Origin of the sequence: Nocardia aurantia, assembly GCF_009604425.1 — a bacterium.
Lineage (GTDB): Bacteria > Actinomycetota > Actinomycetes > Mycobacteriales > Mycobacteriaceae > Nocardia > Nocardia aurantia.
Map to the genome: position 1 here is coordinate 377,909 of NZ_WEGI01000005.1, position 15,399 is coordinate 393,307.

Annotated in this window: 9 protein-coding genes; 5 read left to right on the forward strand and 4 right to left on the reverse strand. The window is 70.9% G+C overall.

The genetic code is table 11. The annotated features are described in order from the left end of the window. Positions 1–5: 5 nt before the first annotated feature. A complete protein-coding gene (locus NRB56_RS13460; protein ID WP_153341858.1) occupies positions 6–6,389 on the reverse strand; it encodes a type I polyketide synthase in 6,384 nt (2,127 codons plus the stop codon). Beyond that, positions 6,386–6,679 (reverse strand): acyl carrier protein, encoded by a 294-nt coding sequence (locus NRB56_RS13465; RefSeq protein WP_319942952.1) that lies wholly within the window; start codon positions 6,677–6,679, stop codon positions 6,386–6,388. The genes NRB56_RS13460 and NRB56_RS13465 overlap by 4 nt, the downstream gene beginning before the upstream one ends. Before the next feature lie 179 nt (positions 6,680–6,858). Between NRB56_RS13465 and NRB56_RS13470 the strand changes: the two genes are divergently transcribed. Further along, positions 6,859–7,839 carry an MBL fold metallo-hydrolase gene (locus NRB56_RS13470; RefSeq protein ID WP_319942953.1) on the forward strand — a complete coding sequence of 327 codons (981 nt, stop codon included), beginning with the start codon at positions 6,859–6,861 and terminating at the stop codon, positions 7,837–7,839. A 25-nt stretch (positions 7,840–7,864) separates the two neighbouring features. Here the strand turns inward: NRB56_RS13470 and NRB56_RS13475 are convergent, their stop codons facing one another. After that, positions 7,865–8,836 (reverse strand): NAD(P)H-dependent flavin oxidoreductase, encoded by a 972-nt coding sequence (locus tag NRB56_RS13475; protein WP_153341862.1) that lies wholly within the window; start codon positions 8,834–8,836, stop codon positions 7,865–7,867. A gap of 324 nt (positions 8,837–9,160) precedes the next feature. On the opposite strand from NRB56_RS13475, the gene fadD5 reads away from it, so the two are divergent. Next, the gene (gene fadD5, locus NRB56_RS13480; RefSeq protein ID WP_153341864.1) at positions 9,161–10,732 is read left to right on the forward strand and encodes a fatty-acid--CoA ligase FadD5; all 1,572 of its coding nucleotides are present in this window, start codon (positions 9,161–9,163) and stop codon (positions 10,730–10,732) included. Positions 10,733–10,836: 104 nt separating this feature from the next. Then, complete coding sequence (locus NRB56_RS13485) at positions 10,837–11,448, forward strand: cysteine hydrolase (protein WP_153341866.1); 612 nt, start codon at positions 10,837–10,839, stop codon at positions 11,446–11,448. Positions 11,449–11,454: 6 nt separating this feature from the next. Here the strand turns inward: NRB56_RS13485 and NRB56_RS13490 are convergent, their stop codons facing one another. After that, complete coding sequence (locus NRB56_RS13490; protein WP_153341868.1) at positions 11,455–13,848, reverse strand: lysylphosphatidylglycerol synthase transmembrane domain-containing protein; 2,394 nt, start codon at positions 13,846–13,848, stop codon at positions 11,455–11,457. Between the two features lie 231 nt (positions 13,849–14,079). Between NRB56_RS13490 and NRB56_RS13495 the strand changes: the two genes are divergently transcribed. Both NRB56_RS13495 and NRB56_RS13500 read left to right on the forward strand, forming a co-directional pair. Beyond that, a complete protein-coding gene (locus NRB56_RS13495) occupies positions 14,080–14,706 on the forward strand; it encodes a DUF459 domain-containing protein (protein ID WP_319942954.1) in 627 nt (208 codons plus the stop codon). A 71-nt stretch (positions 14,707–14,777) separates the two neighbouring features. Beyond that, positions 14,778–15,335, forward strand: a complete 558-nt coding sequence (locus tag NRB56_RS13500; RefSeq protein WP_153341870.1) for a hypothetical protein — start codon at positions 14,778–14,780, stop codon at positions 15,333–15,335. Positions 15,336–15,399: the final 64 nt, after the last annotated feature.

Consider the following 15,399-nt stretch of genomic DNA (forward strand, 5'->3'; position numbering starts at 1 on the left):
AACTCCTAGCGGACCTGCCGGGTGGAAAGATGCGCCGCGAGCGCGGCGATGGTGGGAAACTCGAACAGTTCGGCCGTCCCGATCCGCCGACCCAGGCGGGCCTCGAGGGCTCGCCGCAACTCGATGGCCAGCAGTGAGGTCAGCCCGAGCGCGACGAAATCGGTTGCCGGATCGATACTCTCGGCTCGCCGATCCAGGGTCTCGGCAAGTGCGGCCCGGATGATCGGCACCATCGCCTCGGCCCGTGCCGCCGCCTCGGCGGGATCGGGCTCGCGCACTGTCGCCGGGTCGGCCGCACCCGGATCCTCCCGGCCCGCGGAGCTCGCGACGAGCGGCACCACATTTCCGGTGCCCCGCCGCGTCTTCCGAGCGCCGGGCGATTTCTCGCCCGCATCCGCCGCCCTGCGTACTCCCTCGGCCTCCCTCGACCGCCGCACCCCGGCCTGCGCGCTGGGTTCGGCTTTCCCGGCCATGCTCCCGGGATCGGTGCCGACCCCGGCCGCGGCCTCCGGGCCGGGATCGGCTGCTGCACTGAGACCGGCTTCGGCTGCGGCGCCCGGACGGGAATCGGCGGCTGCCCCGGGACCGTCCTCGGCGCCGAGATCAACCCCTGTCCTGGGAACGGGCTCGGCTTCGGGCCCGGGATCGGCTGCTGCGCGGAGTCCGGTTTCGGCTGCGGCGCCGGGACGGGAATCGGCACCGCCGAGTGGTTCGCCGATGGCTCCCGGCTCGCCGGGGCCGGATCGCTCGGCAGTCGGTGGGGTGCTGCCGCGCCGGGGCGGAGTCAAGGGGGCGAGGATCGATTCCATCGGGGGGAGGGCGGAACGTGCGGTGTCCGAACCGGTCTCGCGCGGGGGATAGCCGAGGGCGGTGCGGATCCGGTCGGCGAGCGGGGAACGGTCGGTGGTGGGTGAGTAGTCCAGTGCCAGCACGAACGGCTCGCCTTGGCCGAGTACCGCGGACAATACGGCCGCGCCGCGGGTCGCGTCGAACGGCACCACGCCGGCTCGGCGCAGGTGCGCGGCGCCACCGGCGGCGGCCGACAGGCCGGATTCCCAACTGCCCCAAGCGATGCTGACGACCCGGCGGCCGGCACGGGAGCGGGCGAGTGCGTCGAGGGCGGCGTTGGCGGCGGCGTAGGCGGATTGGCCGGGGGCTCCCAGCGCGCCGGTGGCCGAGGAGTACAGGAGTGCGAAGTCGATCGGGTCGGCGGCGGTCAGGTCGAGCAGGTCGGCGGCGGCGAGCAGTTTCGGCGCGAACACCGCGAGCAGCGATTCGCCGGTGACGGAACCGAATTCGGCGTCGCGGAGTATTCCGGCGGAGTGCACGACACCGTTGATGGTGGAACCGCATTCGCGAATGTCGTCCAGCGCGTTGGCCAGATCGGCGCGATCGGAGACGTCGCAGCGGACCACGACGATCCGGTCCTCCAGGCCCTCCAGCAGAGTGGGCAGCGGACGCGGGGTGCGCGTGAGGACGACGACATCGTGGGCGCCCGCCGCGAGCAACCAGCGGACGGTGACAGCGCCGAGTGCGCCCAGGCCGCCGGTCACCACGTAGGTGCCCTCGGGCCGGATCGCGGGTGCCGCGGCGGTCGGTGCGGGGACGAAGCGGCGGAGATCGATCGAGGTTCCGTCGACCCGAATCTCCTGCGGTCCGGCCGGTTCCAGGATCAGATCGGGCAGCGGGCCGGGGCGGTCGCCCGACATCCACACGAGCCGGATCGGCCGCCCGGATTCCGTCTGCAACGACCGGACCAACCCCGCGATCGCCGACTGATCGACCGCGGAACGGTCCCGCAGCACCACGGTCAGCGCGGCGGTCGCATCGCTGTCGTATACCCGTTGCAGCAGGTCCAGGGCGCGCACGACCCGGGCCGGCACCCCCTCGGCGGGCTCGGCCTCCTCGTCGGGCCACACCAGGACGACGGCGGTCCGGTCGTTGCGGGTGGCGAGGACGGAGGCCACGATCGGGGCGGCGTCGCCGGGCTCGCGTGCCACCCGCTCGGCGGCGAGCCGCCGGTGCAGGGCCCGGGTCAGGCGCACCGCCAGTGCCGATTCGCCCACGATCAGCACCCGTTCGACCAGCGAAAGCGGCTGTGCGGCAGCCCAGTCCGCGGCGCGGGTGGGCAGCCACGCCTCGTGCCGGAGTACGGCGGCCGGCGGGTCGGCCCGCACGGCGGGGGCGGTCGGCGGCGTGCGATCCGTCGGCACGGTCGGCGCGAGCAGCAGATCGAGGCCGCCGACCCGGTCACCACCGGATTCCGCCGGTCCCGGGCCGAACCGTGGTGTGTCGGCGAGCGCGGCGAAGCCGATCCGGATTCCCGACAGCGCGGCGGCCGGCGCACCGTACTGGTCGAGCGCGATGACCTCGCAGGTGAGGCCGGTGGGACCGGCCTCCCGGATGAACGCGTGGGCCTCGGTGAGCAGCAGATCGGGTGCGCCGGCCAGCCACACCGACGCGATCCCCACCGGCAGCGGCAGCACCCCGTCCGGCAGCGATTCGAGTGCGGCCGCCGCGATCACCTGCAGGCAGCCGTCGAGCACCGCGACATCGAACCGGACCTGCCCGAAAAGCCCGACGGCGCTGCGCTTTCCGGCCGCCACGCGGCGTAGCGTGCGGAATCCGGGCCCGTACTCCAGCCGCCGATCGCGCAACGCCGCGTAGAACGCTTCGATGTGCAGCGGCCGCAGGGTGTGTCCGGAAGCGCGGTGCGCGTCGACCGTTCGCATCCAACCGACGATCTCGCCCGGCGCCGGGGCCGGTGCGGACCGCCCGGACGCCAGCGGCACCGCGCCGAGCACCTCCAGCAGTCCCGCCGTCTCCCGATAGCGCACCTCGTCCAGCGCCGCGACGTCGGTGCGTTCGTGCACGGCGAAATCGACGATGCGTGAGGCGGTCTCGGGCCCGAGCCGGACCAACTGACGCAACCAGTAGGTCACCGGAACCGTTGGGACACCGTCGACGACATGATCGTGCAGCGGCACCGGTTCGTCGAGCAGCGGTACCGGTTCCGCGGCCGTGCGTACCGGGAAGCTCCGATGTCGCCAGATCCGTTGCGGCGCCGCGCCGGCGCAACCGCCGGCCGCCGACCAGTCGACCGAGCCGCCGGCCACGAACAGCCGCCCGATACCGTCCAGGAACGCGCTCGCCTCGGCGTCCCGATCGGTCACGGTGACGGTGGATCGTGCGAATTCGGGCCGGTCCCGCACGGCGGGCGCCAGCACCGGATGCGGGCCGAGCTCGATCACCGTCGAGATGTCCTCGGCCACGGCCGTTTCCAGCGCCGCGGCCAATTCGACAGTGCCGCAAGCATTCTCCACCCAATAGTTCGCACCCGGTGCCGCCGTCAGCGGTTCGCCGCGGAGAGTGGTGGAGTACAGCGGCAGGCGCGGCGCCTGCGCCCGCAGCTCCTTCAATTCGGCGGCCAGGTCCGCCGCCACCGCACGCACCTGCGGACTGTGCGCGGCGAAGTCCACGGCGATATAGCGTGCGAACATCTGCCGCCGCTGCGCCCGCCGCACCACGGTCTCCACGTATCGGGCCGACCCCGAAACGACCACCGCGCGGGGCCCGTTGACCGCCGCGACCGCGACCTCGGACCGCAGCGGCTCGACCAGCCGCGCCGCCTCGTAGGGCGTGGCCTCCAGCACCGCCATCGCCCCCTTCCCGTCCAATCGGGCCAGCAATCCGCTGCGGGCCACCACCACCCGGGCCCCGTCGTCCGGCGACAGCGCCCCGCTCACCACCGCCGCGGCGATCTCGCCAAGACTGTGGCCGGCGACCGCATCGGCGTGAATACCCCAGGCCCGCAACAATTCCGCGAGCGCGACCTGATAGACGAACAAGGCCGGTTGCACGGCCGCGGTGCCGTCCAGACTGTGCGCGAATCCGTGCCGAGGCGTCCACACCCGTGGCCCGCCGGCCCGGACCACCGCATCCGTGGCGTCCGCCACCGCCCGCGCGAACACGGGATAGCGTGCGGCGAGCGCCCGCCCCATCCGAGCGTGCTGACCACCCTGCCCCGAGAACAGGAACAAGACCCGCCCCGCCCGCCGAGCCCGCCCCGGACCGATCACCACCCCACCCGGACCGAGCAGACCTCCCGCCGGAACGGTCGCGCTGCTCAACTCGGCCGGGACAGCACGGTGCCGGGTGGTGTGGGCCGAATCGTGTTCCGCGCGCTCGGTAGTGGATGCATCGCCGCTCGAGCCGGACCCTTTCATAGTGTGGAATGGGCGGCGGACGTCCGGATCCGGGACGGGGGTATTGCTGGTCGCGACAGGCTCCGGTGTGGATGCCGGACTGTCGCTCCGATGCCGAACGGCCGTGGTGGAGTCGGTGTTCGGGGCGGAGCGTACCTTCTCAGCGGACTGCGAGGGCGCTCGACCCGCCGATGGCCCGGCATTCGCGCCACTCGATTCCGGGCCACCGGCACCGGGGTCCGCCTCTGCTCCGATGCCGCTGTCGGTCTGCGAGTCCGAATGCTGCTCGGGGACAGCGAGTACCGAACTCGGCTCCGGTGGGTCGGGCTCTGATCGGACCTCCGCATCGGTCGCCGTGTTCCCGGCATCGAGGAAGTCCGCAGGTGTCGCGGACGGACCGGCTGTCGGCCGAACGCCGGGCAGCGGGTGCCGAACCGATGCATCCCGATGTGGGTGCGCACTCGGCAACGGGATACCGCGCGGACGATCTCCGAGCCCCGCCGGTGCGGTCGCACGCTCGGGGGAATCCGGGGTGTGTCCGGGAACCGTTGCGGGAGAGTGCCGATCCGGCCGATTCCGGTCCGGGTTCGCGCCGCCCTCCGCGTCCGGCCGCCCGAATGTCCCGGCCGATCCGATACGCCGCGACGAATCGCCGACCGGAGTGGCGGGCGCGCTCGCCAGGGCGCGCAGCAGTGCGACGGCCTCGTCCCGATCGGCGGCGCGGATCGCGGCGCGCATCGCCTGCGGGATCAGCCGCGCCGCCGCGGCGGCGAATTCGCGCAGCGGCGTGCCGGTTTCGGTGAGCACCGTGGCCCAGCGGGCGGCCAGCTCGCGCAGTTCGATCTCGTCGCGGCCGGTCAACGGGATCAGCACGGGTGGGTCGGTATCGCGAATGTCTCGCTGCGCGACCCCGCGCAGGACGGCATGCGCGTTGGTGCCGCCGAAGCCGAACGAGCTGACGCCCGCGTAGCGCTCAGTGGGCGCCTCGGCCCACCCGATCGGCTCGGTGGGAACGCGCAGCCCGCGTTCCGGTAACCGCAGCAGCGGGTTGGCCTCCCGGAAATTGATGGTGGGAACGATGGTTCCGTGGTGGATCGACAACGCCGCCTTGGCGAGACCGGTGACTCCGGCGGCGGCCTCCAGATGGCCGAGATTGGATTTCACCGAGCCGATCCACGTCGGTGCCGCGGCCTCGGCGCGCGGGCCGAGAACGGTTGCCAGCGCGCCGATCTCGACAGCATCCCCGAGGGGGGTCCCGGTGCCGTGGCATTCGAAGTAGCCACTGACCGCCGGGGAAACCCCGGCCCGCTGCCAGGCGGCCCGGATCACCTGTTGCTGGGCCGTACCGTTCGGTGCGTACAGTCCGTTCGAGCGACCGTCGGATCCGACTGCGGCGCCGAGGATCTCGGCGTAGGCGCGATTGCCCTCCCGCCGGGCGTCGGCGCTGCGCTGCAACACCAGCACGGTGCAGCCCTCGGCTCGGGTGTAGCCGTCGGCGGCGGCGTCGAAGGGTTTGCAGCGGCCGTCCGGGGCCAGGAACCCGCCGGTGTCCAGGTAGTCGGTGGGATGGGGGAGCAGGGTGAGGTTCACCCCGCCGACGATCGCCAGCGAGGTGGAACCGTCGGCGAGCAGTCGCAGCGCCAGATCGACCGCCGCCAGCGAGGCGGAGCAGGCGCTGTCGAGGACCAGGCTCGGTCCATGTAAATCCAGGACGTACGACAGCCGGTTGGCGATGATGCTCAGCGCCGAACCGGTCAGCGCGTACGGCGCGTCGTGGCCGCCGCGGGCGATCACCGCGGCCCCGTGATCGAAAGTGCTCGCCCCGAACAACACGGCGGTGCCGGAACCGCGTACGCGATAACCGATTCCGGCGTCGTCGATCGCCTCGACGGCCACCTCCAGCGCCAGGCGTTGTTGCGGATCCATCGCTGCCGCTTCGCGATCGGTGATCGCGAACCATTCGCTGTCGAAGCCGTCGACCCGATCCAGGTAGCCCGCGCGCCGGACGCCGGACCGGCCGGGCGGTGGCGTCGCGGTGGCGTCGCGGCCCTCGGTCAGCATGCGCCAGAATTGTTGCGGGCCGGACGCACCCGGCACCCGGCAGCCGATGCCGATGATCGAGACCGGTGGCTGCGCGCGCACGTCCGGACGCGGCCCGTCGTGACCGGCGGGTGCTGTGGTCATGCGGACGCCAGATGTTCGACCAGCCGGTCGATGTCGGGGTGGTCGTACAGGGCGGTCAGCGAAACCCCCACGCCCAGTGCGTCTTCCAGCACGGCGGCGAGCCTGGCGAGTTGCGTGGAGGACAGGCCCAGGTCGGTGAACGGTGCGTCGGTCGCCACGGTGTCGTCGGGTACGCCGGCCAGCGCGGCGATCGCCGCCACGGCGGTGGCGGTCATCGCGGCCCGGCCGCGGGGTGGAATCCGTACTGTCGCCTGCTCATCGCCGCGAGAACTCTGCCCCACTCCGGTCACCCCTCGCATGCTCCGACACCGCCGGTCGATCCTGGCGTGGCCGTGCTCCGTTGCCGCCACCGGCCCGCGAACAGCCGGATCCGATGGCACGCGCCCCGCGTCCCTCCGCGATTATGCCGAGAACCGGGCCCGTGGAGAAGGGTTTCCCGCACAGGCGCCGATCGCATACGGTGGGCGCCGTGACCGAAGCCATCGAGGACGATGTGGCCGCCCCGGCCGATCCGACCACGGGCCGCCCCGGCGTGCTGGGCACGCTGTTCCGTTGCTGTGGCGCACTGGCCGCGACCCCCGGCCGGTTGCTGCGCCCTCGCCGCCCCGATCAGCGACTGCTGGCGAGTCTGACGCCGCTGCCGGTGCCGGCGGCCCGGGTGACGGTCGGGCTGCGCACGCTGCCGCAGAGCCGGACCAGCGCGCCGGTGACGATCGTCGCCGAGGGTGTGCGGAGCCTGCGCACGGTCTACACGGTCTACGGCGCCTTCCTGGTCGAGCATCCGAAGGCGCGGTTCCTGGTCGATCCGGGTATGTGCGCGAACGTGCACGAGCGGGTGCTGCCGGGGCAGCCGTTCCCGCTGGGGCTGCTGGTGTCGCCGGACAAGCCGGTCCTCGGGCTGGGTGACGCGCTCGCGGACGCCGAACTCGATGTCACCGACATCGATTTCACGCTGGCCACCCATCTGCACTGGGATCATGTGTCCGGCCTGCTGGAGTTGCCGGATTCGGTCGAATTGCGGGTCACCGGAACGGAATACGACTGGGCGATGGCCGGGCCGCACGCGCCCTACGGGGTGGTCCGCTCGCCGCTGCACGATCGCCGGATCGCACGGCTGACGCTGGACGGGCCGCCGGTGCTCACCTTCACCGCCAGTCACGACCTGTTCGGCGACGGCTCGGTACTGCTGGTCGACCTGGCCGGGCACACCCCGGGCAGCATCGGGGTGCTGCTCGCGGTCGACGACGGCACCCGTGTGCTGCTCGCCGGCGATGCGGTCTGGAACTCCTTGCAGATCGAGCTGATCCGGGAGAAGGCCCCCATGCCGGGGCAGCTGTTCGACGCCGACCGGGCCAAGACCTTCGAGACCATCCACCGGCTGCACGCGCTGCCGTCCGGCATCGAGGTGATCGCCGCGCACGACTACGACGCGATGTTGTCCCGCGCGTAGCCGGCCCGGCGGCGCCTGCCCGCGCTCAGGCGACGAACGAGGCGAGCCGCGAGTTGATCAACTGCTCGGCCTCGGCGACCATCCGGCTGATCAGCTCCGCGCAGGTCGGGATGTCCTCGATGAGACCCTGCGCCTGTCCGGCCGACCAGATGCCGGCGTCGAGGTCGCCCTCCTCGAACACCCGGCGGCCGCGGGCGCCCGCCACCAGTTCCCGGACGTCCTCGAACTTCCCGCCGGCCTTCTCGATCTCGACGACCTTGCGGCTGATCTCGTTGTCCGCGACGCGCGCCGAGTTGTGCATGGTGCGGAAGATCATCTGGGTGCTGCGCTCGGTGTGCGCGACGATCTGCTCCTTGACCTTCCGGTGCACCGGCGACTCCTCGGTGCACAGGAAGCGGGTGCCCATGTTGACCCCGTCGGCGCCGAGCGCGAGCGCGGCGACCAGGCCCCGGGCATCGGCGATGCCGCCGGAGGCGATGATCGGGATGGTCAGCGCCCGCGCGGCGGCGGGGATCAGCACCAGACCGGGCACATCGTCCTCGCCGGGGTGGCCGGCGCATTCGAAGCCGTCGATGGAGACACCGTCGACGCCGATGGTCTGCGCCTTGAGCGCGTGCCGGACGCTGGTGCACTTGTGCAGCACCTTGATCCCGGCCTCCCGGTAGGCGGGCAGGAACGGCTCCGGATTGCTGCCGGCCGTCTCCACGAGCTTCACGCCTGAGTCGATGATCGCCTCGGCGTATTCCTGGTACGGCGGCGGGTTGATCGACGGCAGGATCGTCAGGTTCACGCCGAACGGCTTGTCGGTGAGATCCCGGACCTTGGCGATCTCCGCGCGCAGCGCGTCGGGAGTGGGCTGGGTGAGGGCGGTGAGGAAGCCGAGCGCGCCCGCGTTCGCCACGGCGGCGACGAGTTCGGCGCGGCCGACCCACATCATGCCGCCCTGCACGATCGGGTGCTCGATACCGAACGTCTCGGTGAATCTGGTGCGCAACATCGCCTGTGTCCTCCCTGACCGCCCGGACCTGCCTCCGGATGCCCCCGATGGTGGCACGCCCGATCCGGTGGAACAACCTTCATGTGAGCCGTTGTTTGCGGCGCTCGTCCGTTCGGCCGGTACGGTCATCGCGGATCATCATTCTGAAACGTGTGCCAATATTGGATGTGATCTGGGAGTATGATCGGAGAACCGGCCGCCCGGTCGGCACCCCTGTAACTCTTGTCACATAAAAAGTTAGTTGGTATTCTCATTTTCGATTCGGCCGTCGGTGACGACTGCGCCGGATCGTCGGATGCAGTAGGAAAGCTAGGAAGGCACGGCATGACCTTCGTCCCCGGCGCGCTCGACGAGCCCGTCCGCTCCCGCCGCAATCACTGGAACAACCAGATCGCGACGCACGCGCAGATGCGCCCGGAGGCCGTCGCGATCCGCTATCGCGGCGAGGACATCACGTGGAAGCAGTTCCACGAGCGTTCGCAGCGGTTCGCCGACGCACTCGCCCGGCGCGGGGTGGGCTTCGGCGATCGGGTGCTGATCCTCGCGCTGAACCATCCGCAGTATCTCGAGGCGGTGCTCGGCATCACCGCGCTCGGCGCCATCGCGGTGCCGGTGAACTTCCGGCTCACGCCGCCGGAGGTGGCGTACCTGGTCGCCGATTCCGGCGCCACCGCGATCGTCACCGATTCCGTGCTGCAGCCGCTGGCGCTCGGGGTGCGGGCCCAGGCCCCGGCGCTGAACACCGTCTTCGTGATCGGCGGCAGCACCGGCGAGGGTGTGCTCGGCTTCGAGGACGTGCTCACCGAGGGCGGCGAATCCCATACGCCACTGGACATTCCGGAGGACACTCCGGCGCTGATCATGTACACCTCGGGCACCACCGGTAGCCCGAAGGGCGCGATCCTCACCCATTCGAATCTGAATTCGCAGGCCCTGACCTGCATCCGGGCCATGGATCTCACGCCGGACACCGTCGGCTTCTGCACCTCGCCGCTGTTCCACATCGCCGGATTGGGCAGTCTCGTCCCGTATTTCGTGCTCGGCGCCCGGTTCGTGCTGCATCCGCTGGGGGCGTTCGACGCCACCGAATTCCTGGACGCCGTCGAGGCCGAGCAGGCCACCGCCGCGTTCTGTGTGCCGGCCCAGTGGCAGCTGATCTGTGAGGAGCCGACGGTCAAGGAGCGCAATCTGGCGCTGCGGATGCTGTCCTGGGGCGCGGCCCCGGCCTCCGACAGCGTGCTGCGCGCCATGGCGGACTGCTTCCCCCAGGCACAGAACGTCGCCGTCTTCGGCCAGACCGAGATGTCGCCGATCACCTGCGTGCTGGAGGGCAAGGACGCGCTGCGCAAGCTCGGATCGGTCGGCCGGGTCATCCCGACCATCGCCGCCCGCGTCGTCGACGACGAGTGCAACGACGTCGCCCCCGGCGAGATCGGCGAGATCGTCTACCGCGGCCCGTCGCTGATGCTCGGCTACTGGAACAAGCCCGAGGCCACCGCGGAGGCGTTCTCCGGCGGCTGGTTCCACTCCGGCGACCTGGTGAAGCAGGACGAGGACGGCTTCGTCTGGGTGGTCGACCGCAAGAAGGACATGATCATCTCCGGCGGCGAGAACATCTACTGCGCCGAGGTGGAGAACGTCCTGTTCGCCCATCCGAAGATCCACGAGGCGGCCGTGATCGGCCGCGCCCACGAGAAGTGGGGCGAGGTGCCCGTCGCGGTGGTGGCGCTGGCCGATCCGGCCGACACCCTCACCCTCGAGGAACTGGAGCCGTTCCTCAACGAGAACCTGGCCCGGTACAAGCACCCCAAGCATCTGGTGGTGGTGCCGGAACTGCCGCGCAACGCCAGCGGCAAGGTCGTGAAAGTCGATCTGCGCAAGGACTATTCGTCCTGATTCGCATCGGGCGATCCGCCCGCCCCGTGCGCGACAGCGATGATTGCGCGCGGTGACGACTCGAAGCGGGCCCGGCCCGGGCCGGCGCGGAGGATGATCATCGGATGACCGATCGACTCCGCACCGCCGTGCTCGCCCTGCACTGGCAGGTGAATGTGATTCGGCCCGAAGGGTTCTTCGGGCCGATGCTCGCCGCGCCGATCGCGGCGAGCGGCGTGCTGGAACGGGCCGCCGCCTTCCACGCCGCCGCGCAGTCCGCCGGATTACCCGTCGTGTTCACGCGTTTCACCGTTCCGGTGGGTGGCGGGGGCCTGGTGCGCAACACCGGATTCATGCGCTCGGTCGCCGCCGCGCAGACCGACTTCCGGCCGAATTCGCCCGGCGCGCAGATCGTTCCGGAGATGGCAGCGCAGGCCGCGGCCGGCGCGGTGTTCGACAATCAGAAACTGTCCGGCCTGGCGGGCAACGCGCTGCCGGACTGGCTGGCCGCGCACGGCGTGGACACGTTGCTGCTCACCGGGGTGGCGACGAATCTCACCGTCGAGCAGACCGCCCGGCACGGCACCGATCTCGGTTTCACCGTGCACCCGATCGCGGACTGCGTGGCCGCCGCGGCGCCGGAGATCCACGCCGCCAGCCTGGCGAACCTCGAATTGACCACCGCCGGAAGTCTTTCCGCGGGGCAGGCGCTCGCCGAGATCGCCGCGGCCCGCTGAATCGACTCAGATCATCTTGCGATCGGTGAGCCAGCGCATGATCGGCCAGCCACAGAAGACCGGTAGCCAGCAGGTCAGCACCCGGTAGAGCAGCACCGACGGCACGCCGATCGCCGCCGGTACCCCGAAGGCGGCCAGGCCGCCGATCAGCGCCGCCTCCACCGCGCCGACGCCGCCGGGGGTGGGCGCTGCCGAGGCCAGGGTGCCGCCGATCATCGTCACCACGGTCACCGTCACGAAGGTGGCGGTGCCGCCGAACGCCTCGATCGCGGCCCACAACGCCCCCGCCGCGCCCAAAGTGGTTGCGGCGCAACCGCCTACGATCATCACCAGCCGCTTCGGCTGGGTCGCCAGCATGCGCAACTCGCTGACCACCTCCGCCAGTTGCGGCCGCACCTCGGTGCGCAGCCAGCGCCGCACCGTCGGGACCAGCGTCGCCACTCCCGCCACGCCCAGCAGCGCACCGGCCGCGAAGTACAGGACCGTCGCACTCGGCACGAAATGGGCAAGATTCGCCGACACCCCGGCCGCGATGCTGAACACGATCAGCAGCACCACGTGCGTGACCACCTGCACGCTCTGCTGCAGGGCCACCGCGGCGGTCGCCTTCACCGCCCCCAGTCCGCTGCGTTGCAGGAATCGCACGCTGAGCGCGAGCCCGCCCACTCCGGCCGGGGTGGTGGTGGCCGCGAACGTGTTGGCCACCTGCATCAGCAGCAGATTGCGGAAATTCACCGACTCCCCGGCACACCCCCACAGCGCCATCGCCGCGCCCACGTACGTGAGCGCCGAGATCGTCAGCCCGAGTAGCCCCCACCACCAGTTGGCGTTGCCCAGCTCGGTGAAGAACGTCGGCACCTGGCTGATGAACGGGTAGGCGACGTAGACCAGGGCGAACAGCAGTACCAGCTGGATGATCTGGTTGCGGGAGTAGCGGGTGATCTGCGCGGCCTCGATGCGGTCCTCGCCGGTCTGCTCCTGCACCTGCGCGCGAACCGCCTTCATCACCGCCCCGGAATCCGGGACCGAGGCGCGCACATGGCGGGGGATCGCGGATTTCGTCAGCCGCCGCGACGCGTCGAGCACCACCTCGTCGCCGAACACCCGCCGCGCGGTGCGCACGGCCGGTTCGGCGCCGAACAGCCCGGCGGTCGACAACAGCAATTGCGCCACGTCCGAACGGAACCGGACCGGATAGGCGCCGAACTCCGCGAGCATGAACCCGCCGAACAACACCCGGCCGTCGGTGACCCGGATCTCGTCGGTGCGCAGATCGCCGTGCGAGATCTGGGCCCGATGCAACTCTTGCAACGCGCGCCAGACCATCGTGAGCAGCCCCTGCTCACCGGGCACGGTCCGGTCGCTCGCGGCCGACAGGACCGGGCCCTGTGGCACGGTGTGCGCGTACAGGGTCCAGCCGCGGCCGAGCGCGGCGACCGTGAGCGGCTTGCCGGCCGCCAGTCCGAGATCGCCGATCGCGATGCCCATCAGCGCGCGATGCTCCACCGCGCGGCGCAGTGAGGCGAAGGCCGGCGTGCGCTCCCCGGCCCGGAAGGTCAGATAGCGCCGGACCTGGCGCAACATGCCGTAGCTGCGCTGGTTCTGCCCGTACATCTCGACGATCAGCCGCTGCCGGGGACCGGTCTCGGCGGCCAGTTGCAGCGGTCCGGGCCCGGCCGGCCGCAGCACCGTGAACGCCGTGACGGTGTAGCCGCGGTCGGCCAGCACCCGCACCGCGGCCTCCAACGGCACCTCCAGCGCCGGGGTGCCGACCAGCAGCACGATCACCGCACCCACGAACCAGCCGACCGCCAGCCCGAAGATCGCCCGTGACGGCACCACGAGGCTGACGAACAGATGCAGCGGCACGAACGCCAGCAGCAGCGCCCACCACCCTCGCCGCCATTTCGGCGGCAGCCACGGGCTGGCGACGGTCAGCACCGCCGCCAGCATCGCGATCCAGCGCGGATCGTCGAGGAATTGGGCCAGGAAGGTGTCCAGCTGTTTCGGGCCGATCCAGTGCCACTGCGGCCAGGACAGCCCGCCGGTGCCGGTCAGCGACAACAACACGATCGCGATCTGCCCGGCCGCGACGTAGCCGACCAGCAGTTTCCACTGCCGCCGCAACACCAGCCGCAGCAGGATCGCGAACGGCAGCGCGCAGATCGCGACGCTGTACAGCACATAGACCAGGTTCGATTTGTCCGGTGGCAGGACGCCCAGGATGTCCGACAGCGACCGTTCCAGCGCCTCCCAGCGGGACCGGGTGATCAGCGAGCCGATGACGACCAGCACCACCAGCAGCGCCGACAACACCACGCGGATGATGTCGCTGGTGCGCCGGATCCGCGGCTGCAGCAGGCTGCCGGAGACGGGTATTTCCCGCCCGTCGACTCGCATATCCAATCGGATCTTTCGGATCGAGGGAGCGGCGTCGGTCCCAGGGTCGGCTCGGTGGTGAGTATGCAGCAGGCGCCGGGGCCCGCCGACGGCAACACGCCGCTGCCGTTGCCCGGTCGCGGCGGAACCACGAACCGGTTCTTGTGATCATATTTCGCGGCTTCGAGCCCAGAACGCGGCCGGTCGGGAAAACTCGGCGCGAGAATTCGGAACCCGTGTCACGATCACAGCGTGACCCGAGATGTCCGAATCTGTTTCGTGGGGGATTCCCTGGTAGCCGGTCTGGGGGACAAGCAGTGCCTGGGCTGGGCTGGCCGGTTGGCGGTGCGGGCGATCGGGGCCGGGCAGCCCCTGAGCTACTACAACCTCGGTGTGCGCCGGCAGACCTCCGCGGATATCGCCGCACGCTGGGAAAACGAATGCGCGCAACGGTTGCCGGACGGCGTCGACGCCCGTGTGGTGTTCTGTTTCGGCGTCAACGACGCGATGGCCGAGAACGGCCGGGTACGGGTGGAACCCGAGCAGTCGGCGGAACACCTCGGCGAGATCCTGCGCCGCGCCCGGGCACGGGAGTGGCCCACGCTGGTGATCGCGCCTCCGCCGAACGCCGATGCCGAGCACACCGACCGGGTCGAGAAGCTGGGCGAGATCCTCGGCGAGGTGTGCGACCGCGCCGACGTGCCCTACATCCGGGTCTTCGAGCCGTTGCGGCACAGCACCACCTGGATGCGGGAGGTCACCGCGGGCGACGGATACCATCCCAGCGCCACCGGTTACGAGGACTTCGCCGCGCTGATCGTGCCGCACTGGTTGCTGTGGCTGGCCGAACCCGGACCGCGGTTGCCGATCGTTCGCTGAATCTCCTCGATACTTCGCTGAATCTCCTCGATAGGCTGAGCACGCGCCGCGGTGGCCGACCGGGAGGTGTCATGACGTTCAAGCTCACCTCGCAGCATCCACACGCGATTCTGTCGCGCCGGCTGTTCCTGGCCGTGGTGACCGGCAGTTTCGTCTTCCTGGTGCCGTGGGTCGGCTACCTGTCCTTCAGCCTCCCCGCCCATCACGAGGTGCGGCAGTGGGATATCGCCTGGGTCGGCTTCGACTGCATCCTGGTCGCGGCGGTCGGGGTGACCGCGCTGTTCGCCTGGCTGCGCCGGCAGATCTTCATCCCGTGGGCGATCATCACCGCGACACTGCTGGTCTGCGACGCTTGGTTCGACGTCGTGCTCGACTGGAACAGCTCCGACCTGTTGCTGTCGGTCCTGACCGCGGTCTTCGGCGAGCTGCCGCTGGCCGCGCTGCTGTACTACACCGCGCGGCGGCTGGTGCGGCTGTCGATGCAGATGGCGTGGGTGCTGACCGGGCACACCGAACCCCCGCCGCCGGTCACGCAATTCCGCATGATCGACGACGACAGCTGGTCGGCGCCGCCGGGGACCGGTTCGGGTGTGCCGCCGGGGTCCGGTTCGCAGCCGCCCGGTCTTTGATCCGGGGGTGGGCCTGCCGCCGGTCCGGGCGTCTGCATGTGCCCGCCGTCCGGTCCGGGGGGTT

Bases quoted from the DNA above. Each gene is read 5' to 3' on its own strand.
- NRB56_RS13500 (WP_153341870.1), top strand. From the start codon at position 14,778: ATGACGTTCAAGCTCACCTCGCAGCATCCACACGCGATTCTGTCGCGC.
- NRB56_RS13475 (WP_153341862.1), bottom strand. From the start codon at position 8,836: ATGTTGCGCACCAGATTCACCGAGACGTTCGGTATCGAGCACCCGATC.
- NRB56_RS13460 (WP_153341858.1), bottom strand. From the start codon at position 6,389: ATGACCACAGCACCCGCCGGTCACGACGGGCCGCGTCCGGACGTGCGC.
- NRB56_RS13490 (WP_153341868.1), bottom strand. From the start codon at position 13,848: ATGCGAGTCGACGGGCGGGAAATACCCGTCTCCGGCAGCCTGCTGCAG.
- fadD5 (WP_153341864.1), top strand. From the start codon at position 9,161: ATGACCTTCGTCCCCGGCGCGCTCGACGAGCCCGTCCGCTCCCGCCGC.
- NRB56_RS13485 (WP_153341866.1), top strand. From the start codon at position 10,837: ATGACCGATCGACTCCGCACCGCCGTGCTCGCCCTGCACTGGCAGGTG.